This window comes from Paraburkholderia sp. D15, from assembly GCF_029910215.1.
In the GTDB taxonomy this organism is placed as follows: domain Bacteria; phylum Pseudomonadota; class Gammaproteobacteria; order Burkholderiales; family Burkholderiaceae; genus Paraburkholderia.
The window spans coordinates 2759124-2781351 of sequence record NZ_CP110396.1; the positions used below are offsets into that span (position 1 = coordinate 2759124).

At 59.4% G+C, this 22228-nt stretch carries 18 protein-coding genes; 10 read left to right on the forward strand and 8 right to left on the reverse strand.

Annotation, left to right across the window (positions count from 1 at the left end; all coding sequences use genetic code 11):
* Nucleotides 1–32: 32 nt before the first annotated feature.
* Entirely contained in the window at nucleotides 33–485 is a 453-nt protein-coding gene (locus LFL96_RS32145; RefSeq protein WP_281001920.1) for a MarR family transcriptional regulator, read from the forward strand.
* 17 nt (nucleotides 486–502) lie between these two features.
* On the opposite strand, the gene LFL96_RS32150 is transcribed toward LFL96_RS32145, so the two are convergent.
* From LFL96_RS32150 to LFL96_RS32180, 7 genes are all read right to left on the reverse strand, one after another.
* Entirely contained in the window at nucleotides 503–1543 is a 1041-nt protein-coding gene (locus LFL96_RS32150) for a pyruvate dehydrogenase (protein WP_281001921.1), read from the reverse strand.
* Between the two features lie 282 nt (nucleotides 1544–1825).
* Complete coding sequence (locus LFL96_RS32155) at nucleotides 1826–3385, reverse strand: DHA2 family efflux MFS transporter permease subunit (RefSeq protein WP_281001922.1); 1560 nt, start codon at nucleotides 3383–3385, stop codon at nucleotides 1826–1828.
* 30 nt (nucleotides 3386–3415) lie between these two features.
* A complete protein-coding gene (locus LFL96_RS32160) occupies nucleotides 3416–4714 on the reverse strand; it encodes an efflux RND transporter periplasmic adaptor subunit (protein WP_281001923.1) in 1299 nt (432 codons plus the stop codon).
* Between the two features lie 57 nt (nucleotides 4715–4771).
* Nucleotides 4772–6262, reverse strand: coding sequence for an efflux transporter outer membrane subunit (locus LFL96_RS32165; protein WP_348638436.1), 1491 nt, complete (start codon nucleotides 6260–6262; stop codon nucleotides 4772–4774).
* 121 nt (nucleotides 6263–6383) lie between these two features.
* Nucleotides 6384–7388 carry an AraC family transcriptional regulator gene (locus tag LFL96_RS32170; protein ID WP_281001924.1) on the reverse strand — a complete coding sequence of 335 codons (1005 nt, stop codon included), beginning with the start codon at nucleotides 7386–7388 and terminating at the stop codon, nucleotides 6384–6386.
* Between the two features lie 84 nt (nucleotides 7389–7472).
* The gene (locus tag LFL96_RS32175; protein ID WP_281001925.1) at nucleotides 7473–8573 is read right to left on the reverse strand and encodes an NADH:flavin oxidoreductase/NADH oxidase; all 1101 of its coding nucleotides are present in this window, start codon (nucleotides 8571–8573) and stop codon (nucleotides 7473–7475) included.
* 143 nt (nucleotides 8574–8716) lie between these two features.
* Complete coding sequence (locus tag LFL96_RS32180; RefSeq protein WP_281001926.1) at nucleotides 8717–9430, reverse strand: alpha/beta hydrolase; 714 nt, start codon at nucleotides 9428–9430, stop codon at nucleotides 8717–8719.
* 395 nt (nucleotides 9431–9825) lie between these two features.
* Here LFL96_RS32180 and mdeB point away from each other — a divergent pair, with 395 nt between their 5' ends.
* From mdeB to ribB, 3 genes are all read left to right on the forward strand, one after another.
* Complete coding sequence (mdeB, locus tag LFL96_RS32185) at nucleotides 9826–12540, forward strand: alpha-ketoglutarate dehydrogenase (RefSeq protein WP_281001927.1); 2715 nt, start codon at nucleotides 9826–9828, stop codon at nucleotides 12538–12540.
* 272 nt (nucleotides 12541–12812) lie between these two features.
* Complete coding sequence (locus tag LFL96_RS32190; RefSeq protein ID WP_281001928.1) at nucleotides 12813–13322, forward strand: Lrp/AsnC family transcriptional regulator; 510 nt, start codon at nucleotides 12813–12815, stop codon at nucleotides 13320–13322.
* Between the two features lie 24 nt (nucleotides 13323–13346).
* Nucleotides 13347–14495: a 3,4-dihydroxy-2-butanone-4-phosphate synthase gene (gene ribB / locus LFL96_RS32195; protein WP_281001929.1), complete on the forward strand. Its 1149-nt coding sequence runs from the start codon at nucleotides 13347–13349 to the stop codon at nucleotides 14493–14495.
* Nucleotides 14496–14556: 61 nt separating this feature from the next.
* On the opposite strand, the gene LFL96_RS32200 is transcribed toward ribB, so the two are convergent.
* On the reverse strand, nucleotides 14557–15405 hold the full coding sequence (locus LFL96_RS32200; protein ID WP_281001930.1) for a helix-turn-helix transcriptional regulator: 849 nt from the start codon (nucleotides 15403–15405) through the stop codon (nucleotides 14557–14559).
* Nucleotides 15406–15596: 191 nt separating this feature from the next.
* On the opposite strand from LFL96_RS32200, the gene LFL96_RS32205 reads away from it, so the two are divergent.
* The 6 genes from LFL96_RS32205 (at nucleotide 15597) to LFL96_RS32230 (ending at nucleotide 21866) form a co-directional block, all read left to right on the forward strand.
* Nucleotides 15597–16367, forward strand: coding sequence for an enoyl-CoA hydratase/isomerase family protein (locus LFL96_RS32205; protein WP_281001931.1), 771 nt, complete (start codon nucleotides 15597–15599; stop codon nucleotides 16365–16367).
* Nucleotides 16364–17152, forward strand: a complete 789-nt coding sequence (locus tag LFL96_RS32210) for a creatininase family protein (RefSeq protein WP_281001932.1) — start codon at nucleotides 16364–16366, stop codon at nucleotides 17150–17152. The genes LFL96_RS32205 and LFL96_RS32210 overlap by 4 nt, the downstream gene beginning before the upstream one ends.
* A 290-nt stretch (nucleotides 17153–17442) precedes the next feature.
* A complete protein-coding gene (locus tag LFL96_RS32215) occupies nucleotides 17443–18597 on the forward strand; it encodes an LLM class flavin-dependent oxidoreductase (protein WP_281001933.1) in 1155 nt (384 codons plus the stop codon).
* A gap of 8 nt (nucleotides 18598–18605) precedes the next feature.
* Nucleotides 18606–19394 (forward strand): enoyl-CoA hydratase-related protein, encoded by a 789-nt coding sequence (locus tag LFL96_RS32220; protein WP_281001934.1) that lies wholly within the window; start codon nucleotides 18606–18608, stop codon nucleotides 19392–19394.
* Nucleotides 19391–21298, forward strand: a complete 1908-nt coding sequence (locus tag LFL96_RS32225) for an AMP-binding protein (RefSeq protein WP_281001935.1) — start codon at nucleotides 19391–19393, stop codon at nucleotides 21296–21298. The genes LFL96_RS32220 and LFL96_RS32225 overlap by 4 nt, the downstream gene beginning before the upstream one ends.
* A 61-nt stretch (nucleotides 21299–21359) precedes the next feature.
* A complete protein-coding gene (locus LFL96_RS32230) occupies nucleotides 21360–21866 on the forward strand; it encodes a flavin reductase family protein (RefSeq protein WP_281001936.1) in 507 nt (168 codons plus the stop codon).
* Nucleotides 21867–22228: the final 362 nt, after the last annotated feature.

Genomic DNA, 22228 nt, shown 5'->3' on the forward strand with positions numbered 1-22228 from the left:
GCAACTGCAATTACTTCGAGGAGCGGTTTTATATGTCGAGGAACGAACCTGATCTGTGGTTTTCGTTTGTACGCACGCATCGTTTGATGATCCGCGAGATTGAGAGACGGCTCGCCGACGGTGGCTTGCCGGCGTACGCCTGGTACGACCTGTTGTGGGGACTCGAAAGCGGCCCGGACGGCACGCGCAGAATGCACGAACTCGCCGATGTGATGGTTATCGAGCGCTACAACCTTACGAGGTTGGTCGATCGTCTGGAGGAAGAAGGACTGGTGACTCGCGCTCGTTCACAGGAAGACGGTCGAGCGGCCTATGCGTCGATCACCAGTAAGGGACGTGCGCTGCGAAAAAAAATGTGGAAAGTGTATGAATCCACCGTCGCGGAATTGTTCCTTGCGGAGTTCGGCGCGGACGAAAGACGTGTGTTTGCGCAAGCGCTCGACCGCGCCGGCGCATCCGCGCGAGACGCATCGTCGAGTAAATGAAAGCCGGTTATGCACGGCTATTTCAGGTCATAGACTTGCAGCGCGGATTCCAGCGTTTGCGCGGATAAAACGCCATCATCGGCGAGCGCTTTCAAGGCGATCACGGTAATCCATTGTGTGCTGGGAAAATCCCCGCCCGGCGTGTCGCGCCTGGGCGTAGCGCCGAGCGCCACGAATCGCGCGGGCGCGAACGGGGCGATCTGCTCCGCAATGTGCTGTGCGTAGCCCGTCACTGCGATAACCGGGGCCACGCACGGTTCCAGACATCGAGCGATATGTGCCCGTTGCGGTTGTGATTGCGGATGAAGCATATTCCAGCGCGCGGCGGTGCGAGCTTCGCGGGCAAGACGCGTGTAGCTCGGACAACTCCAGACTTCCGCGCTAATGCCCCAGTCCCGTGCGAGTAGATCCGCCGCATCCAGCACTCGCTGTAACGTCCTGCCTGCGCCGCATAAACGGATATCCGGCAGTACTCCATTGTCGCGGTTCGTGCTCGCATCACGCGCGACCCGCAGCCGATACATGCCGCGCATTGCAGCTTCCGCATCTTCATCGCGGATCGGGCCGGTATCGACGAGCGTATCGTCGTGCATCGCAAGATAGTAGAAGCCTGCTTCATGGTCCACATAGAGCGCTTGCAGCGCCGCTCGCAAGATGACCCGAGCTTCATGGGCGGAGGCTGGATCGTAGGGCGTGCAATCAGGGTGTGACGCGAGCCAGAGCGGAAGCGCGGGTTGCACACCTTTGCACCATATTGACCGCCGCGTTTCGGCATCGTTGCAGAGAATCCCTCGTCCCGATGATTCGAACGACAGCATCTGCAGTCTGTTCAGTGTCTCCGAGCCGAACAGATACAGCAGTGGCTTCTCGAACGAGTGACGTTCGCTTTGAAACCATCGAGGCCATGCGCTTTGCAAACCGGATTCCGAACCCGGCCGTTCCCCGATGACTGCGCGGTGCGGATCGTCCCAGCCCCGATTCGCTCTGACGATCGAAATTTTCTGCGAGAGCGATTCGTCGCCGCCAAGTTCATCGGCAATCGCTTCGATTTCGCACAACGGAGACCTATGCCGAGCGTGTCCGGCCTCCGCCACATCGAGCGCTTCGAGACAGGCTCGCGCGGCACCTCGGGTTTCGTTCGAAAATGCGGGAGGGTGGAATCGCACCGAAGTCATATCGATACCTGGAACGGGGTGGATGGCGTGCAGACTTGAGGTTTCGTTCTTGTAATTGTAATTGCAACGATTGTATTTGCAATACAAAAATGACGCGACCTGATTCAGCCTGTAGGTACATGATGCGTCGGCGCCGGCAAACTGTTTTCATGCCTGAATCGTTTTTCAATGCGCCGCCGAAGCCGCCGCCGCCGAGTCCCCGCCATCCGATCGCTCAGGTTGAGTGATCCAGATCAGCGCGATCAATGCGACAAAAATCGTCGCCGAGATATAGAACAGATCGTTCACGCCCAACTGCGCGGCCTGCTGCGTCGCCATGCTGTTGAACAGCCCATAGCTCTGGTCCCTGCTGAAACCCGCCGCACCGAATTGCTCCATCGATGCAATGAAGTTCGGGTTATACGGATTGGCCTGCTCGACAAGCTGCGCATGATGCACGCTTGACCGGTGATCCCATGCGGTTGAAAAGATCGATGTGCCGATACCGCCGCACATGATCCGCACGAAGTTCGACAATCCCGATGCCGCGGCAATCCGGTGTCCCGGCAAGCCTGACAATGTCAGCGAAACCAGCGGAATAAAGAACCCGGCCATGGCGATGCCTTGAATCAATGTGGGCAACATCAGGGTGAACGAGTCGACGCTCGTGGTGTAGTGCGAGCGCATCCACAACACGAGAGCAAACACCAGGAATGCACCCGTTGCGATCTTGCGCGGATCGATGCGCGGCAGGAATTTGCCGACCACGGGCGAGAGCAATACCGCGAAAAACCCGACCGGCGCGAGCACAAGGCCGGCATCGGTCGCGGTATAGCCAAGATTCGTCTGCAACCACAACGGCAACAGCACGATATTGCCGAAATACAAGCCGTAGCCCACCGCGAGCGCGATCGTTCCACCCGTAAAATTGCGCAGCTTGAAGAGCGAGAGATCGATGACCGGATGTGCCTCGGTCAACTCCCACACAATGAAGAACGCGAGCGCGATCACCGCGATCAGCGTCAGTACCACGATGGTCGTCGAATTGAACCAGTCGAGATCCTTGCCTTTGTCCAGCATGATCTGCAGCGACGCGATCCAGATGACGAGCAGGGCCAGACCGACGGTATCGATAGGCGCCTTGCGAATGACCGAATCGCGCTCACGGAAAATGGCAAACGCAGCGATCGCGGCAATGACACCCACCGGTATGTTGACGTAAAAAATCCACGGCCAGGAGATGTTGTCGGAGATCCAGCCGCCGAGAATCGGTCCCGCGACAGGCGCAATCAACGTGGTCATCGACCACATGGAAAGCGCCAGGGGCGCCTTCGCTCGAGGATAACTGGCGAGCAGCAAGGTTTGCGAGAGGGGGATCATCGGACCCGCGACCGCGCCCTGGAAGACCCGTGCGGCGAGCAGAAAGGGAAGGCTCGGTGCGAGCCCGCACAGCCACGATGCGATCACAAACAGCACGATCGACATGGTGAACAGTTTCACTTGCCCGAGGCGCTGCGTAAGCCAGCCGGTGAGCGGCACGGAAATCGCATTGGCGACCGCGAATGACGTGATCACCCAGGTGCCTTGATCCGACGCGACCCCAAGGTCGCCCGATATCGTCGGGATGGACACATTCGCAATCGATGAGTCGAGCACGTTCATGAACACGGCGAGCGACACCGCGATCGTGCCGATCACGAGTCTGGCGCCCTCCAGCGGTGGATGGGCGACGTTGGGTTGAGACATGGGAACAGCTCCGTGAATAGTTGCGGGCGCTTATGCCGGTTTGACGAAATCTCGCTTCGCCGGGAGCCGAATGTTGTTCTTCGAGGTTTTTAGCGAGCTGTCGTTACCATCGCTGCCGCTGCTATTGCCGCGGTCTTCTCCACGTGCCGTATCCAGATCACGCGTGCCTTCGTTTGCCGCGATGATGCGTGCAATTTCAGCATCGGCCTTATCGCCGTAGCGGGCGAATACATCGGTCTGGTACACGGTGTTCGGCGCGGTACTGAGCTGGCCGCCGTTCTCGTCTTCGGTAGACACATCCACGTTCATCGACAACCCGATCCGCAGCGGATGCGTCTGCAGTTCGTGCGGATCGAGTGCGATACGCACCGGCAAGCGTTGCACGACCTTGATCCAGTTGCCGGTCGCGTTTTGTGCCGGCAACAGCGAGAACGCCGAGCCGGTTCCGGCGGAGAAGCCGATCACCTTGCCGTGAAATACGACGCCTGAACCATAAACGTCGGCCGTCAATTCGACGGGCTGGCCGACACGCATGTGGGTCAATTGCACTTCCTTGAAGTTGGCGTCGATCCAGACTCCGTTCAACGGCACGATGCCCATCAGTGGCGTGCCGGGCAACACGCGCTGACCGACCTGCACCGAACGCCTCGCGATGTAACCGGTCACCGGCGCGGGCAGGGTGTCGCGCGCGAGGTTGAGATACGAATCGCGGACCCTGGCGGCGGCCGCGAGTACATTCGGATGGTTCGCGAGGGTCGTATTCGACGTCAGCGAACGATTCGACTGCAACGCTTGTCGTGCGGCGTCGAGAGAAGCCTGTGCGCCGCGCACGGCGTCGCGGGCATGAGAGATTTCCTCGCCGGAGATCGCGCCGGTCTGCACAATCGTCAAGCGCCGCCGCAGGTCGTCCTGGGCACGCGACAGATCCGATTGACGCAATGCGACTTGCGCCCGGTACTGGTTATCGTCGACGAAGAGCGTGCGGACCTGGCGAACGGTTTGCGCGAGATTCGCTTCGGCCTGGTCGAGCGCGATCCTGGCGTCGGCTGGATCCAGGACGACAAGCGGATCACCCGTCTTCACGGTTTGGGTGTCGTCGGCATTCACCGAGATCACCGTGCCGATCACTTGCGGCGTGATCTGCACGATGTTGCCGTTCACATACGCGTCGTCGGTGTTTTCGTGGAAACGCGCGACCAGAAAGTAGTACAGCCCGTAGGCAACCGCCGCGATGATCAGGACCAGCACGATCAGGGACATCAGCACGCGGCGCCTGGTGTTGTTTTGGGGCGCCGGTTCCGCTGCGGCATGGTGTTGAGAGTCGTTCATGAATAGCTCCGTATTCTCCGTCTGGCGTTGCTGCCAATCGATTCGATGTGGTCGGGTTCAGTCGGCGGTATTGAAGCCGCCGCCCAGTGCCTTGATCAGGCCAATCTGAAGATCGCGTCGCTTCATCCGCAAGTTCGTCACGGTTTGTTCGTTCGACAAACGGTTCTGGTCGGCGGTGAGTACCTGCAGTTGTGGTGACAACCCGGCCTTGTAGCGGGTCACGGCGAGTTGATAGGCTTGCGTGGCGGCGTCGAGGGCCCGCGCCGCGTCGAGGCTTTGCCGATCGACCGAGCGAATCGACGCGATCTGCGTCGCGACATCGTTCAGCGCATTGATCAAGGTCTGGTTATAGTTCGCGACGTCGAGATCGAAGTCCGCGTAACGGCCTTTTAACTGGGCGCGTAATGCGCCGGCATCGAAGATCGGCAAATGAATGGCCGGCCCTGCGTTGAACTGGCGGCTGCTCGACGTGAAGAGGCGGCCCCAGCCGAAGGCATCAAGACCCGCCGCCACCGACAGATTGATGTCGGGGAAAAATTCGGCCTTGGCTTCTTGTACGTTCGATGTCGCCGCTTCGACCTGCCAGCGCGCGGCGACAATATCTGGCCGCCGCGCGATCAGATCGGCGGGCACGTTGTCCGGCAGCGCGATCTCGATCTTCGAGTTCAGTACCGGTTTCGCTATTGTCAGGCCACGATCCGGGCCTCGACCGAGCAATGCACCAAGTTGATAACGCGTCGTCGTGATCTGACCGTCGAGTCCGGATAAATTCGTCTGGCTCGTCGCGATATTGGCGGCCGCCGTGCGGATTTCGACATCGGTATCGAGTCCCGCCGCCACGCGGCCGTTCGTGATGCGACCCACCTCAGTGCGGTTGGCGAGCTCGCGCTGCGCGACCTCGCGCAACGCATAGAGCAGCGCGAGCTGGTTGTATGTTTGCGCAACTGATGCAGCCAACGTCACGCGCGCCTGTTGCATGTCAGCCTCGGCGGCCTTCTGGCGCGACACGGCCTGCTTCAGCCGGGAGCGGTGCTTGCCCCACAGGTCCAGGTCCCACGAAGCGCTGACGAGCGCATTGTTCTCGCTATACCAATTGCCGCCGTAGGGGGGCGGGTAGAGCCCGTTCGCGGAAGAGAGCTCGCGACTCCAGGCGTACGAGCCGTTCACTTGCGGGAATAGCGCCGCACGCGAACTTTCCCTATACGACGATGCCTTTTCGATCCGGGCTTGCGCCTGCGCGATCGACGGATTACCCGCAAGCGCTTCGTCGATGAGTCGCGGCAATTGCGGATCGCCGAACTGCCTCGCCCAATCGAGCGACGGCCACTGGCCGCCTTGCGACGGCACGCTTTGCGTAGCCTGTAGTGCGTCGTTTCGCGGGTCGGTGATCTGTTTGTCAGTGTCGATGCCGGCGTAGTTGGCACAACCTGCGAGGACCAGCGTGGCCAGGACCAGCGCACCGCGTTTCATCGTGCTCGCAGGCGCCGCAATCGCCGGTAACGCCAATCGCGCGACGATTGAAGTAAAGCTTGTTTGAAGTTCCAGCATGAATTCGATCCGACATTAACCAGCCTCAAGATTAATGATCGGACGCGCGCATGAATCTGTTGATAATGACAAAATACTTCTAAAAACGGTCACGATTCGAAGAATGCGCTTATGGACGGCTTTAGCCTGCGGCCTCCAGACTCCGCTTCCACTCCGACGCGCTGCAACCGAAGCTAGCCTGGAACCATCTGGAAAACGCGCTCAGGCTACCGAACCCCAGCGCTTCGGCTGCCTGCGTCAATGACACCGTTTGCACGCTGAGCAATCGCTTCGCGGTGTCGCACCGGACTTGCTGTAAAAGCCCGGAATACGAAAGCCCTTTGTCCGCGAGTCGCCTGTGCAGGGTGCGCCGATTCATGCCAAGACTGGAGGCAAGCGTTTCGACGCTGCATCGCGAGTCGCGTAACTGCTGATGCATGAGCCACTCCACGCGTGCCTCGAAATCTTCCGGCGAATGATTGAAGGTTTGCCCGAGCAAGGTCTTCGCATGGCGTCGGAGTACGGCGGACGAAGTGACGACCTTCAGGGATAGTGCGTCGCGACCGAGCAGAATCCCACTGACCATCTGGTCGTACCTGAGCTCGCATCGCATGAAATTGCTTTGCAATTGCGTGTGTGCGGGACGGGAGTGTTCCTGGCAGACGGTTTCGGGCTGCCAGTCCTGTCCAACGAGCCAGCGAATCATCTGGACGATTCCGCACGCACAATATTCCATCACGTGTATTGAAGGAATCTCGGACTCTATCCGGAACGTCAATAGCGGTTTCTCGAAGCGTTCGTCGAGATCGATGAAGATACCGTCGCAATGGTGATGCAACTGCGTCGAATACGTGTGCAGCGCATCCCGTAACGTTTCCTCTTCCCGCAATAACAGACTGACCAGGCCATAGTCCGGAACGCCGCGCGCAATCGCGACGCGCGCGCCAAAATCGGTACGCGCGGACGCAGCGACGGAAAGATCCAGAAGCCTGACCCACGCATCCAGCGGAATCAGGCTGTCCGGGCTTTCGGCGATATCGCTGCTCAATCCGACCCGAGCCATCAGCGCTTTACCGTCAATGCCGACGTCGCAGGCAGCCCGCAAGTAGCCATGCAAGGTGGCGCTTCTGACGACTCGCTTGCGCATGTCCGTTGTTCCTCGCGAATAGCTGATGTGTCCCACATTGAAAAGCGTGAGTCACGAAATGTCAATTGCGCGTGGCGCCATGGGTCAAACGAACAGATTCCGGATTCGATGAGGTTGAGCGCGATGATATTGATGGGGCGCCTTGACCTGAACGCCGAAGTGCGCGGCGGCATGCCATGGCCAGCGGGGATCGTAGAGCACCGCTCTCGCGAGCGCGATCAGGTCGGCATCCCCCGTGCCGAGGATAGTTTCGGCCTGCTCGAATTCCGTGATCAGGCCAACGGCGATGACCGGCAAGTTAGTCGCCTGTTTCACCGCGCGCGCAAGAGGAACTTGATAGCCGGGTCCAACGGGGATGCGCTGTGCCGGGCTCGACCCGCCACTCGAGACATTGATCGCGGCGCAGCCTCTTCGCTCCAACGCGTCGACAAAGGCGATGGTGTCCTCGATGGACCATCCGCCTTCGACCCAATCGGTTGCGGACACTCGCATCGTCACGGGACGATCATGCGCAAACGCGTCCCGCACGGCCTCGAATACTTCCAGCGGAAACCTCATTCTATTTCCCAATGAACCGCCGTACTCGTCTGTCCTCTGATTTGAAAGAGGCGAGAGAAACTCGTGGAGCAGATAGCCGTGCGCGCCAAGAATCTGAATGAATTCGAGTCCGAGCCGGGACGCGCGTCGTGCGGCACTAGCGAAGGCGTTGCGGATTGCTGCCAGACCATCACGATCCAGCGCAACCGGCGGCATCTCGCCGGACGCGAACGCGAGCGATGAAGGCCCGTGGGTAGACCAGCCATTCGGCTGCCCAGGCAAAATCTGTGCGCCACCGTCCCACGATTTTTGTCGCGACGCTTTTCGCCCGGCATGGTTGAGCTGAATACCGATCGGCATGTCCGACCAGCGCCGGACGCCGTGCAGTACGCGCGCCATGGCGGCTTCGCATGCGTCGGAATAGAGGCCAACGTCACCCGGGGTATTGCGTCCTTCCGGGGTGACGGCGGTCGCCTCGATCGTGAGCAGTGCCGCACCTGAACTGGCGAGGTGCCCGAGATGGATCAGATGCCATTCGTTCATCTGCCCGTCTTCAGCCGAGTATTGGGCCATTGGGGCGATGACGATGCGATTGTCTAATTTCAGATTGCCGATCTGGGCCGGCGTGAAAAGGATCGGGAGACTCATCGATAGCTCCATGCGGCGCCCGCCTGGGCGCCGTCCATATCTTTGGCGTGGATAGATTCTGCGGATGGGTTCGGTATGCGTGGCGGAGCATGAGGTCCGCCTGACCGGTGCTTCGTCGTGGCTGCAGTCGCCGCTCGACGATGTCAGACGTGCTTCAGCAGGATGTCCGCCACTTCGCGCGCCGTGTTGATCATCAGGTCGTGCCCGCCGTCCAGCGAATAGACGTGACTTCCGGGAAGGTCGCGTTGGGCCTCGTACCAATCCGGAATAAGGCTCGGCAATCCGATATCTTTCGAATTGTAGATATACAGCTTCTTCGGCACTTTCCTGAATTCGCCGGTGAGAGACAGTTGTTGCGTGAAGCAGGCCAACGGGTGCGACGTCAGTTTCGAGTCTGCCCACGCCTGATGTTCCTCGTCCACGCCAAATACCTTTGAAGGCCAGTGCGCAACCTGCGTGCCGCCGAGCGTGGCGCTGCTTTCGGCCCACGGCGATAACAGATTGGGCAGCAATGAAAAGAGCGAGTCGCCACTTTTTTCCGGAAGCGGACCATCGAGGTAGACAAGCGAGGCAATCCGGTCGGGTAACAGGTCGGCCACTCCGGTAATGACAAGGCAACCATACGAGTGGCCGCACAGCACGACATCATGGAGATCTCGCCACTTGATGAGATTGACGATGTCGAGGATGTGAGTTTCCAGATTGACTGGACCCAACGTCGCAAGATGAGAGCGCTCTCCGACGCCCGTCAGCGTGGGAGTGAGAACACGATGGCCGGCTTCTTCCAGGGAAGGGCGGACCTTGTCGAAACACCAGCCTCCATGGAAAGCGCCATGCACGAAGAGAAAATTTGTCATGGTGGACGGGACCTCTAACGTTAAATTTTGCGAAACGCGTCGACCTACAAGCCGAATATCACGCGTCATCTTTCCGGATAGTTGATCTGCCGGGACACAAACAAGTGTATCGACATCAGCGTTTGTCTTTTGACATTACGGGACACGTGTTTTGCAAATCAGGACAGTCCGCCCGCGATGACTGCCGGCCGATGCCCTCGCGTGTCGACATCATCCACGACGATGTGGCTCGAATGCCGAGTGCCGAAAAAAATTTGGTGAAACTGTACTTTCACCAAACGGATTGCAGGCGGCTTTGCTTCGCAGGCCATCAATACGGCCACACATTCTGTTGCTTCACCCGTAATCTTTGCACATTCACCCAGGCATTCGCATTGCTCTTACGGAGTTGAAAAATGACCGATTTATCTTCGGGAACCCGCTCGCTTGCTTCCCTGCATCGGGCCCGTATCGACGAGGATCCACAGGAAACGGCCGAATGGCTCGACGCGCTCGATGGCGTGGTCAGCCATGCGGGTGTTGAACGGGCGCAGTATCTGTTCGATCGGCTCGCGGCCCATGCATCGTCCAACGGCGTGACGACAGCGCGTCTGAATATCACGCCCTACGTCAATACGATTCCCGTCGATCGTCAACTTCCGTATCCCGGCGACATCGAAACGGAAGAAAAGCTCGCGGCCGCGCTGCGCTGGAATGCATTGGCCATGGTGGTGCGGGCCAATCGTGCCTATGGTGAACTTGGCGGCCATATTGCCAGCTATGCGTCCGCGGCCGATCTGTTCGAGGTCGGCTTCAATCATTTTTTCCGCGGCGCCGATGATGCTAGTGGCGGCGACCTGATTTATTTCCAGCCGCATTCTTCGCCGGGCGTCTATGCGCGCGCTTTTCTGGAAGGCTTTCTCGGTGAAACGCATCTTGAACACTACCGTCAGGAAATCGCGGGTCCGGGTCTGTGTTCCTATCCTCATCCATGGTTGATGCCGGATTTCTGGCAGTTCCCGACGGGCTCGATGGGCATCGGCCCGATCAATTCGATCTATCAGGCGCGCTTCATGCGTTATCTGCAGAACCGTGGACTTCTGCGCACGGAGGGCCGCAAGGTATGGGGGTTTTTCGGCGACGGCGAAATGGACGAGCCAGAGTCGATCGGCGCACTCTCACTGGCCGCACGCGAGAGCCTCGACAATCTCGTGTTCGTGATCAACTGCAATCTGCAACGCCTCGATGGTCCGGTGCGCAGCAACAGCCGCATCATCGACGAACTCGAAGCGCAGTTTACGGGTGCGGGATGGAATGTGATCAAGGTACTGTGGGGCTCGGACTGGGACACGCTCTTTGCCCGTGATCGCACAGGGGCGTTGGCGCGCGCGTTCTCTCATACCGTGGATGGACAGTTCCAGACCTTTTCGGCCAACGACGGCGCCTACAACCGCGAACGCTTCTTCGGACAGAACGCCGAACTGGCCGCGCTCGCCGCGCACCTGAGCAACGACGACATAGATGGCCTGCGGCGCGGCGGCCACGACGTGCGCAAGCTGCATGCGGCGTATGAGCGCGCGGCGAAACATGCAGGTCAGCCCACGGTCATTCTCGCGAAAACGATGAAGGGCTTCGGCATGGGTTCGATCGGCCAGGGGCGCATGACCACGCATCAGCAGAAGAAGCTCGACATCGACCAGTTGAAGGCCTTTCGCGATCGCTTTCGTCTACCGCTCTCCGATGACGACGTCGAACAACTCAGGTTCTACAAGCCGGCAGAGAGCAGCGCGGTCATGCAGTATCTGCACGCGCGCCGCGTGGCGCTGGGCGGCTATCTTCCGAGAAGGCGGACAGCGGCGTCGCACACGCCGGCCGTGCCCGCCATGTCTTCGTGGGGACAATTCGCGTTGGACACGAACGGCAAGGAGATGTCGACCACCATGGCGATCGTGCGCATGCTCGGCAATCTGCTGAAAGATGCCGAATTGGGTCCGCGTATCGTGCCCGTCGTGGCGGATGAAGCACGCACCTTCGGCATGGCCAACCTGTTCCGGCAGGTGGGTATCTATTCGCCGCACGGTCAGCTTTACGAACCGGAAGACATGGGGTCGATGCTTTACTACCGGGAAGACACAGGCGGCCAGATTCTCGAGGAAGGGATTTCGGAAGCGGGTGCGGTGTCTTCGTGGATCGCCGCGGCGACGTCGTACAGCGTGCACGATCTCCCGATGCTGCCGTTCTACATCTACTACTCGATGTTCGGCTTCCAGCGTATCGGCGACCTGATCTGGGCGGCTGCCGACCAGCGTGCGCGCGGTTTCCTGATCGGCGCGACCGCTGGCAAGACGACGCTCGGCGGCGAAGGTCTGCAACATCAGGATGGCACGAGCCATCTCGCGGCATCGACCGTGCCGAACTGCCGTGCTTACGATCCGGCCTTCGCGTACGAGGTGGCGATGATCGTCGACGAAGGCATGCGGCAGATGATCGAACATCAGCGCGACGTGTTCTATTACATGACCGTCATGAATGAAAATTACGCGCAACGTCCGCTCGCCGAAGCCGATATCGAACGCGTGCGCAGCGGTGTTCTCAGGGGCATGTACGCATTGGAGCCGGCACGGATCGAGGTCGCCGAGGTGCAGTTGTTGGGCTCGGGCGCGATTCTCGGTGAGGTGCGGGCCGCGGCGCAGATGTTGAAAGACGACTGGAACGTCGAAGCCGCCGTATGGAGCGTGACGAGTTTCACCGAATTGCATCGCGACGGTGTGGCCTTGGAGCGCGCGAATCGATTGCTGGAAAACAGCGGAGATGCCGTGCCCTATGTGACGGCTTCGCTGGCTGCTTCGCGTGGTCCGGTGATCGCCGCGACGGACTATGTGCGCGCCGTGCCGGAACTGATCCGTGCGTACGTGCCGTCCCGCTACGTGACACTCGGCACGGATGGCTTTGGGCGCAGCGACACGCGCGCGGCTCTGCGCGCGTTCTTCGAAGTGGACCGTGCGTCGATTGTGATTGCCGCGTTGAAAGCACTCGTCGACGATGGGCTGCGGGAGGTGGACGTCGTGCGTCAGGCGATCGATAGATACGGGCGTGCCGGAAGCGGACGGCACGAACCCTGGCTCGTCTAGCACGATGAAATAAAGGACGCCCGGCTGATCTGCGCAACGCCCGTTACGTCAGTGTGACCGATCAACGGGTTTTCCCGTACCTCGGCCGGAATGTCTGTTTTTGGTGATAACTCGACTTTTTATCGGAATTTCCGACGAAGCCAACTGGCATAAACTCGTTCATCAGGTGCTGTTGTTCGAATACGTGCTGCAGCGGAAATCGCTGTGCTGGCCGAAAGCCGGCGTATGAACTTCGGGGCACCTCGGCCTTAAGTGAAGAGGAGACCTGGGCCATGAACGTTGCGCTGGATCGGATTGACCTCAGCATCCTGAGTGAACTTCAGGAAGATTCGAGTCTGACAAATCTCGAGCTGGCCGCTCGAGTCAACCTGTCACCCTCTCCCTGTCTCGTCCGGGTCAGGAATCTGGAGCGTCTCGGCGTGATCAGCCGGCGCGTTGCCGTGCTCGACGCGTCTCTACTCGGGCTGGTGGTGATGGCCATCGTCGAGATCGGCCTGGAGCGGCAGGGCATGCATGCGCGAGAGAGTTTCGCTGACACGGTGAAGGGCATTACCGAGGTCATGGACTGTTTCATGATGACCGGGCCAACCGACTACCTCCTACGCGTGGTGGCGCGGGATCTCGTGGAGCTCGAACACATCATCACGCACAAGCTGACATCATTGCCCGGCGTGGCCAGCGTTCGCTCGAACGTTGTCCTTAAACGGCTCGCCAATAAAACGACGCTGCCGATCGACACCACGCGGCCTATCCAGATTCATGCGATGTCGCAGGCGTCGTGACGGCGGAAATGAAAAGGTATCCGGATGAATGACGTTACTTCTACCTTGAAGCCGATGGATTTGCACAGCGATATGTCGACAGCCTCGGAGATTGTCGAGGAAGCTAGAGCTGGCCGCATGTTCATTCTGGTGGACGATGAAAACCGCGAGAACGAAGGCGACCTTATCATTCCCGCCCAGTTCGCCACGCCCGACGCGGTGAACTTCATGGCGAGGCATGCGCGCGGCTTGATCTGCCTTGCCATGACCCGTTCGCGGTGTGAATCGCTGGGGCTGCGCCCGATGAGCCGGAGCAACGGATCGCGGCACGAGACTGCATTCACGGTGTCGATCGAGGCGCGTGACGGCGTGAGTACGGGGATCTCGGCAGCCGACCGTTCCCGCACCATTTCGGTTGCCATCAATCCGGAAACGAGCCGCGACGATATCGTCTCTCCCGGCCATGTTTTTCCGCTCATGGCGCGCGACGGCGGCACGCTGGTGCGCGCGGGCCATACCGAAGCCGCGGTCGATATCGCGCGTCTGGCCGGGCTCGTGCCGGCCGGTGTGATCTGCGAGATCATGAACGACGACGGCACCATGGCGAGGCTGCCGGATCTGATCGGTTTTTCGCGGCGGCACGGGCTGAAACTGGGCACCATCGCCGAGCTCATCGCGTATCGCCGGCGAACGGAAAAGCTCGTCGAGGTCGTCGAAAACGGCAGCTTTACCGAGCCGAACGGACGTCACTGGCGCATTGTCGTGTACCGGAACCGTATCGATCAGGTCGAACATATCGCCTTTGTCATTGGCGATCTGCGCGGAGCCGATCCGGTACCCGTGCGCATGCATGCAGTCGACACCATGAACGACATCATGGGAGGCCATCACCTCGCGTCTTTACGCGGTGCCGCGCGGTTGTTGGGAAACGGGAATCGCGGCGTCATCGTGCTCATTCGCGAGTCGCGACCCACGGCGGTGTCGGAACGTGTGCGCTCGATGATGCACCCCGAACCCGCGGAACCGGCACTCCGCGATTACGGCGTAGGTGCGCAGATTCTTGCCGATCTCGGCGTGAGGAACATAATTCTTCTCTCCAATCATGAGAGAACGATTGTCGGCCTGGAAGGCTATGACTTGAATGTCGTGGAACAAAGAGGAATAGAGCGCGTCAGGGAGTATCAGGACGATTGAATCCATCGGGAAGGGTCCTGGTTTCGGCGCTGCGCACCGATGCTCCGATGCTCCGATTCACTCAAGGTTGAGAAGCTTCTATTTTCTCCACCCGGAATTTTCCCGGACTTTGCCCCATGGTCTTCTTGAACATGGTGATGAACGAATTGGGACCTTCGTAACCGAGTTCAAGCGACACGGCGTGAACCGAGGCGCCCGCCGACAAACGCTGAAGCGCGATGATGATGTGCAGGCGTTCGCGCCAGCGTCCGAACGTCATGCCCGTTTCGCTGAGTACCAATCGCGCGAGTGTCCGCTCGCTCATGGCATAACGACGTCCCCATTCCGCGATCGTGCTGCGATCGGCAGGATTGTCGAGCAACGACGAAGCGATCTGTTGAAGCCGATGGTTATCGGAGATCGGCAGAAAGACATCGTCGGGCGCGAGTTGTGTGAGTTGGTCCAGCAATACCGTGGCGAGCCGGCTGGTCGGTCCTTCTTCTGGATAGAACGGCGAGAGCCTGGCCAGTGAGCGTATCAACTCGCGGATGAGCGGCGTGATCGTGAAGCTACGACATTCCTGGGGCATATCGGCTGCGTCGGGCGCGATGCAGATCACGTACAGGCTCGCAAAGTCCGACGCGTGATTGCTATGAGGAATGCCGCCGGGAATCCACACCGCGCCATTGGGCGGCACGATCCACCATCCGTTCGGCGATCGGCACATGACCGAGCCTCTCAATGCGACCACGAGTTGTCCTTTTCGATGGACATGCATGGGCAACTCGTCTTCTTTACCCTGCGTCTGCAGAAGCACGGCTGTTACTGGAGAGTCGATGGAATCCGGATCGAACGGGTGATAGTCGATCGTTATTTCGTCGGTCGCGATCGACGACGCTGCAGGATGGGTGTCAGACGTTGCTGGGTCCACGGTTCACTCGCTTCGGCGCTGATCGTATTGCCTCTTCCAGTTCATGTTGCCGTTCGCAGCGCAACATTGGGCGGCGCATCTGAATGACGCGATTTTAATCCGCCGAATCAATACAGGTGCCGACAATTCAAAATTAAATTTTCCACCCCTGCACCTACACTAAACAGACAAACAAAGACGAGTCATCACGAATGAACACCGACGAACTTATCCTCACGAACCTCGATGCCGGCCTCGTGCAGATCACGATCAACCGGCCGCCGGCGAATGCGCTCAGCGCGCCATTGATTACCGCGTTGATGTCTATCTTCAGCGAGTTGTCCAGACAATCTACGCCGCCCGGCGTGGTCCTTACCGGCGCTGGGGAGAAGTTCTTCTGCGCGGGCGGCGATATCAACGAGGTGGCGAACCATGCGCTCGCTGTATCCCGCATGGAAGACTTCAACGCGTTTCTGTGTCAGATCGAACAGTATCCCGGTCCCCTCGTGTGTGCGGTCAATGGCTATGCGGTGGGTGCGGGATTCGAGATCGTCCTGCATGCGGATTATGTGATCGCGTCGCCGCAATCCCGGCTGGGATTTCCCGAGATCAATCACGGGCTGCTACCGGCGGCAAAAGGTATGCGTCAAGCGGCGTCCCTACTGGGTTACCGGGCCGCACGCTCGCTCCTGTTTTCAGGTTCTCTGATTTCCGCCGAGCACGCACTCGCGATCGGCGCGGTGGACGCGATCGCCAAGCCAGAAGATAGGCTCGCACAGGCGATCGTCAAATGCCGGCAGCTTTGCGACAAAGATCGCCAACTCTTTGGCGCAATCAAAAATACGCTGCGCCGGAGTCCGCAAATGACGGACGACGCTTTACTCCAGTTGACGCTCAGCGACCTTCGAGGATATCTCGACAATCCGAAGACCGCCGACGCGAGAGCCCATTTCCTGGCACGTAACAAGAAGGTGGAATCGTGAGCAATATTGAACAACCCGAGACACTGCATCTCACGCATATGACCTATGAAGACGTGTCGGCTGCGCTGGCTAGCGGGTTTGACAGCGTCCTCATTCCTTGTGGGGCGGTCGAGCAGCACGGACCTCATCTACCCTTGAGCATGGATGCCGATCACGCTGACGCGCTCGCGGTGAAAATCGCCGGGATGCTGGGGCGAACGCTGATCGCACCCACCATTCAGGTGGGATGCTCCAGACACCATATGGACTTTCCCGGCACGATCTCGTTGCAGGAGCAAACCTACGCCGCGCTTTGTCATGATTACTGCACGAGTCTGGCGAAGCACGGATTCAGACGTATTTATCTGTTCTCGGCCCACGTCGGCAATTTCAATGCTTTACGTACGATGCTGCCGCGTCTGAGAGACGCGGTCGGACCGGCGACCGAGGTGTTCGCGTATACGAATCATGAGGCGTGGCTTCGCGAATGGCGATTGGCGGTCGAGGAGGCGGGTGGCGATCCGGAATCCGTGGGCGGCCATGCCGACATCGCCGAAACGTCTCTCATGATGCACCTTCATCCCGACAGCGTTCGACACGGACAACTAGTGGCCGGCCACGTCGGTTTCCTGACGACCGGGCAATTGAATCTGATGTGGAAAAACGGCATTGCCTCGATATCTCGCAACGGTGTGCTTGGCGACGCGAGGGGATCATCACGCGAGATCGGCGAGACCTGTCTGAATGCCACGGCGAGACTTCTTGCCCTGACATTCGCGGCTGAATCGTCGCGAGAAGGTGGTTGATGTCCAGTGGTCTGGTTGTTTGTTCGGCAGCATGATCTGCGGGCGAGCACGACGTAGCGGCATAAAAAGAATAAAAAATGCTGCGGAATCTGCGGCAATATTTCTACACGACAACAAGATAAATTCGAAGACGAATGTATGAATAAGTAGGTAAGCATACCTATCGTCTTCAGTGGATTTCATTTCAGAGTTTCGACACACCGGCGAGGGCCGTCATTCAACCAGAAGTCATCAGGTTGGACTTCGTGCGCGCCACGAGTTTGTATATCAAGACTGTCAAGGAAACGAAAATGACATTGAAAATCGGTTTTTGGTCAGAGCAGGAAACACAGGTCGGGCATAGCTACTCGAACAGATTGCGCGAACTGGTTCGTGAAACTGTTCTCGCGGAGCAGATGGGATTCGACTTCGTGGCGCTCTCGGAACAGCACTTTGCGCTGGGCGGTATTTCGAGCTCGGCGCCGGAAGTGGTGTTTGGCTACCTCGCCGCCGTGACTTCGCGAATCAAACTTCGCCCGTCGGTGGCACTGATGCCCAAAGCCATCAACCACGCACTGCGTACGGCCGAACGGCTGGCAGTGACCGACATACTGTCCAACGGCCGGATGGAAATGTATTGCGGCCGGGCCAACACCACGATTGCGATGCGTGCATTCAACGTATCGCCCGACGAAACGCTGCCGCAGATGGAAGAGGGCATGGCGCTCCTTCGCACGGCCATGCGGGAAGACGTTTTCACCTTCGAGGGAAAGTACTACCAGGTGCCGCCTCGCTCGCTCGTACCCAAGCCGTTGCAAAAGCCTTATCCATTGCTTGGCGTCGCGGCAACGAGTCAGAACAGCCACGTTTGGGCCGCTTCGGAAGGGCTCGCTGTAATGAGCCACGCCATCTATCAGGGATGGGAGAAGCAGAAGGGGCTACTCGATTCGTACTGGCAGAACTGGAAGCGCGATGAAACCGGGCCGCTGCACAAGCCGCGTGCCGGCGTGCCGCTTTTCATCGGCATCGGCAAGACGGACCAGGAAGCGAAGGACACCTTCGCCGGTCCCATCATGCACTATGCGCGCATCTCGACCGATGCGTACCCGCGGCTCGCAAAGCTCGCCGACAACTATGCCTACATGGCCGACAGCGTGCCGGCGATGCAGCGCGCCGCCGAGGATTGGGATTATCTGCTCAACGAGTCCGCCACGACGGTGTGCGGAAGCCCCGATACGGTCATTCGGCAGTTGGAACAATACGAAAAGCTCGGCATCGACGAAGTTCTGCTGCATATGGATTCGGTTCCCCACGAACAGATCATGGCGGCGATCGAGATGGTCGGCCGATACGTCATTCCTCATTTCAATGATCGCAACAATATCGTTCGGCCATTGGACGAGGTTCTCGGCAAGATTCGGGCAATGCGTCCGCAGACCGCCAACCCGACCCAAACTCAAGGATGAACTCACACATGGACACGTCTTCCCGCTACCAGTATCTGAATGTGGAACATCGGCCTTCCGGGGTCGCGATTGTCACGATGAACCGGCCAGAGATTCTGAACGCGATCAATTGGGACATGCACAGCGAGCTGGAACAGGTATTCGTCGATCTGGACCACGACAAATCGGTCAAGGCGATCGTTCTGACCGGCGCGGGGCGCGGGTTCTGCTCCGGCGGCGATCAGAAGTCGATCGATAACGGCGATCTTCCGTCGCCGACACGAGGTGGCCGTCGCTTGATCAGGAACATGCTGGAGGTCGAGGTGCCGATCGTGGCGGCGGTCAATGGTGCAGCGGTAGGGCTGGGTGCCACGCTCGCGTTGTTTTGCGACATGATCTACGCCAGTCCGACCGCGCGATTCGCCGACACGCACGTCAACGCGGGTGTCGTGGCGGGCGATGGCGGCGCGGTGATCTGGCCGCTTCTGCTCGGCCCGGTCCGCGCGCGGCACTATCTGATGACGGGCGACTTCGTCAACGCCGATGAGGCGCTGGCCATGGGCATGATCAACAAGATCGTCGAGAGCGACAGACTGCTGGAAGCCACCGTCGAATACGCGGAACTTCTCGCGGGTGGTCCGCGCGACGCGGTGGTCTGGACGAAGTATTGCGTGAACAAGATCACCAAGCAGTACACGCATCTGATACTCGATACGTCAACGGCGCTGGAAACGATCACCTTCAATTCGCCCGAGCGCCGTGAAGCGGTGACTTCGTTCGCCGAGAAGCGCAAGCGCTTTGGAGACAACTACAAATGACCGCCGCACCCTGGACTTCCGGTAGTCAATTCGCTTCGACCAGTATCCCGGCTTTGCTGTTGGCGAGGCTGAAAAACGATGCCGGAGCAAACGCCTTTTTTCAGAAACGTGAAGGGTCCTGGATATCGACCACCTGGAAAGAATATGCGAACGCGGTCTGTTCCATTTCCGTGGCGCTCCGTCATGCCGGTATAGACAAAGGCGACCGGATTGCCATCATGGGCGACGTTTCCCAGGAGTGGGTCATCGCCGATATGGCGACGATCTGCTCGGGCGCGGTGACGGTGGGCGTCTATTTCACGTCGTCGGTCGAAGAGGTTCGCTACTATCTGGAAGATTCGGGGGCGCGACTGGCTTTTGTCGGCAATGGAGAACAACTGCGCATCATCCAGGCTGCCGATCCGTCTCGCAAGCTCCTCCACATTGTCGTACTCGACCCGGCCTGGAAGAATACGCCTGGCGAAACCGCCGCGAATGTCGTTTCATTCGCCGAGTTCGCCGTGCCGTTCTGCGAAGACGAGACGGCTTATCTGCGGGAGCAGTCGGAGTCCGCGCGGTCGACGGATCTGGTGAGCCTCGGTTACACCTCGGGGACCACGGGGTCGCCCAAGGGCGCGATGCTTACGCATCGTTCCATGCTGGCGGGCGCATTCACGTGGCCGACCTTCTGCCCCGCGATCATGTCGGAACCGCAGCGCATGGTCATCCATCTGCCTCTGTCGCACACGGTGGCGCGCGTGCAGGCCATGACGCTGCCACTTATCACGAAGACAGTGCCTTACTTTGTCGATGCATCGGCCGATTTCGCCAGGTGCATTCAGGAAGTGAAGCCGACGTCTTATATGGCGCCGCCGCGCTTCTACCAGAAGTTCGCGACACAGATCATCAATCACGTGAACGGCAGTGCCGAAGTGGATCGGCAAAACTACAAACTGGCTCTCGGGATTGCGAGAGAGGTGCTGGCCGACCGCTTGGAGAGGGGCCGCAGCGACCCGTTCAAGGAGGCGATCTATGCCGCCTGCCAGCGTTCCATCTTCGCGCCGCTATTGGCGAGAATCGGGTTCGACGATTTGCGGTATCCATATACCGCGTCCGCTCCGATGCCGCCCGAACTCGTCACCCTGTTTCAGCTATGGGGCGTCAATCTGCGGGAGATCTACGGACAAACGGAGATGGTGGGGGGGAATCTGGCGCAGATGGCGGACTGGTCGAAGCCGGGCAATTCCGGCGTGCCGATCGACGATCCAGCGTGGGAGACGCGCGTACTGGCGGACGGTGAAATGCTCGTTCGCGGGCCGGGACTATTTGTCGGGTACTGGAACAAGGAGGCCGAGACACAAACGGCCCTGCGGGACGGCTGGCTCTACACCGGCGATATCGTGGAGATCGGCGAAGACGGTGCGTACAAGCTGATCGATCGAAAAAAAGAACTCATCAATACCGCCGCCGGAAAATCGATCAGCCCTGTTCAGATCGAGAACGAGCTTCGCCAGAGCCCCTATATCACCGAAGCGATGGTGATTGGTGAAGGGCGTAAGTATCTGACGGCGTTGATCGAAGTGGACGGCACGCTCACCATGGATTGGGCCAGTGCGCGCGATGCGTCGATCACGCGCTATGCCGATCTGGCCGCGTCGGAAGTCGTAATAGGTCTGATCCGCGCGGAAGTGGACAAAGCCAACGCGAGATTGGCGCGAGCGGAACAGATCAAGGCATTCAGGATCATTCCCGAGGAGCTCACACCTGAGCGTGGCGTGATGACCGCGACGCGCAAAAAGCGCCGCAAGCCCATCATGGCGCGCTACGAGCGCCTTATCGCCAGTCTTTACGACGACGCCGAGGCGCAGTTGATCAAAGATCAGATTGCCGGGGCCGAGCCGCCCGTTCCGGTATCCCGGCAATGAGCCCATGACACGCCGACTATCCTGCCGCAACACCCTTTCGTCAACCGAGGGAGATACCGCCGTGATCGCACTTTCCCCAGACCGCACTACCTTCCGCGAGGCCATGGCACGGATCGGCGCGGCAGTGAATATCATCACCACCACGACGCCTACCGGCGATGTCGGCATGACCGTGTCCGCGGTTTGCTCGGTGACCGACGACCCGGCCACCGTGCTTGTCTGCATCGGCCGATCCAGCCGTCAATATCATCATTTCAGCTCGGCGGGCATCATCTGTATCAACGTGCTCTCGCACGAGCATGAGGCACTGTCGCCGATCTTCGCAGGCAAGGGAGACCTCGGCATGACCGAGCGCTTCACGTACGGCAAATGGCTCCGGCTTGCCACCGGCGCGCCGGTACTGGAATCCGCCGCGGCGAGTCTGGACTGTACGGTGAGCCGAAGTGTCGACATCGGCACCCACACGGTTTTCTTCTGCGCGGTGCAGGCAGTGCATCTCGGTTCCTCGGTGTCGGGTCTCGTGTACCACGGGCGTGCTTACCACAGGATTCCGCAGAAGCAGGCTTGAAGCATCCGCGAAAAATCGCTCCACACCCATCCTTTACGCTTGACGGGGACGTGACGTCAGCGTTCCCGATCAACAATGCGCGGCCAGTCATCAAACATCAATAATCAATAGCCGCCGCTGCACGCCGACAATCCACCCGCTTCTCGACACACTCGACGCAGGCCGCGTTTCCACAGGCGCTCGCCTGCGTTTGCTTTTTAAGGCAGTGCACTGGGCTGTGCCAGCGTATCAGTGCACGAGGCGGCCTTTCGGCCTGTGAAGAGCACACGAGGCGCGCAAAAACTCTGGCTGTTTTTAGCGATAAGTTGTCATCTTCCAAAAATTCAGGCCGGAAGGTTCTCGATAAAGTACTACTCATGGCG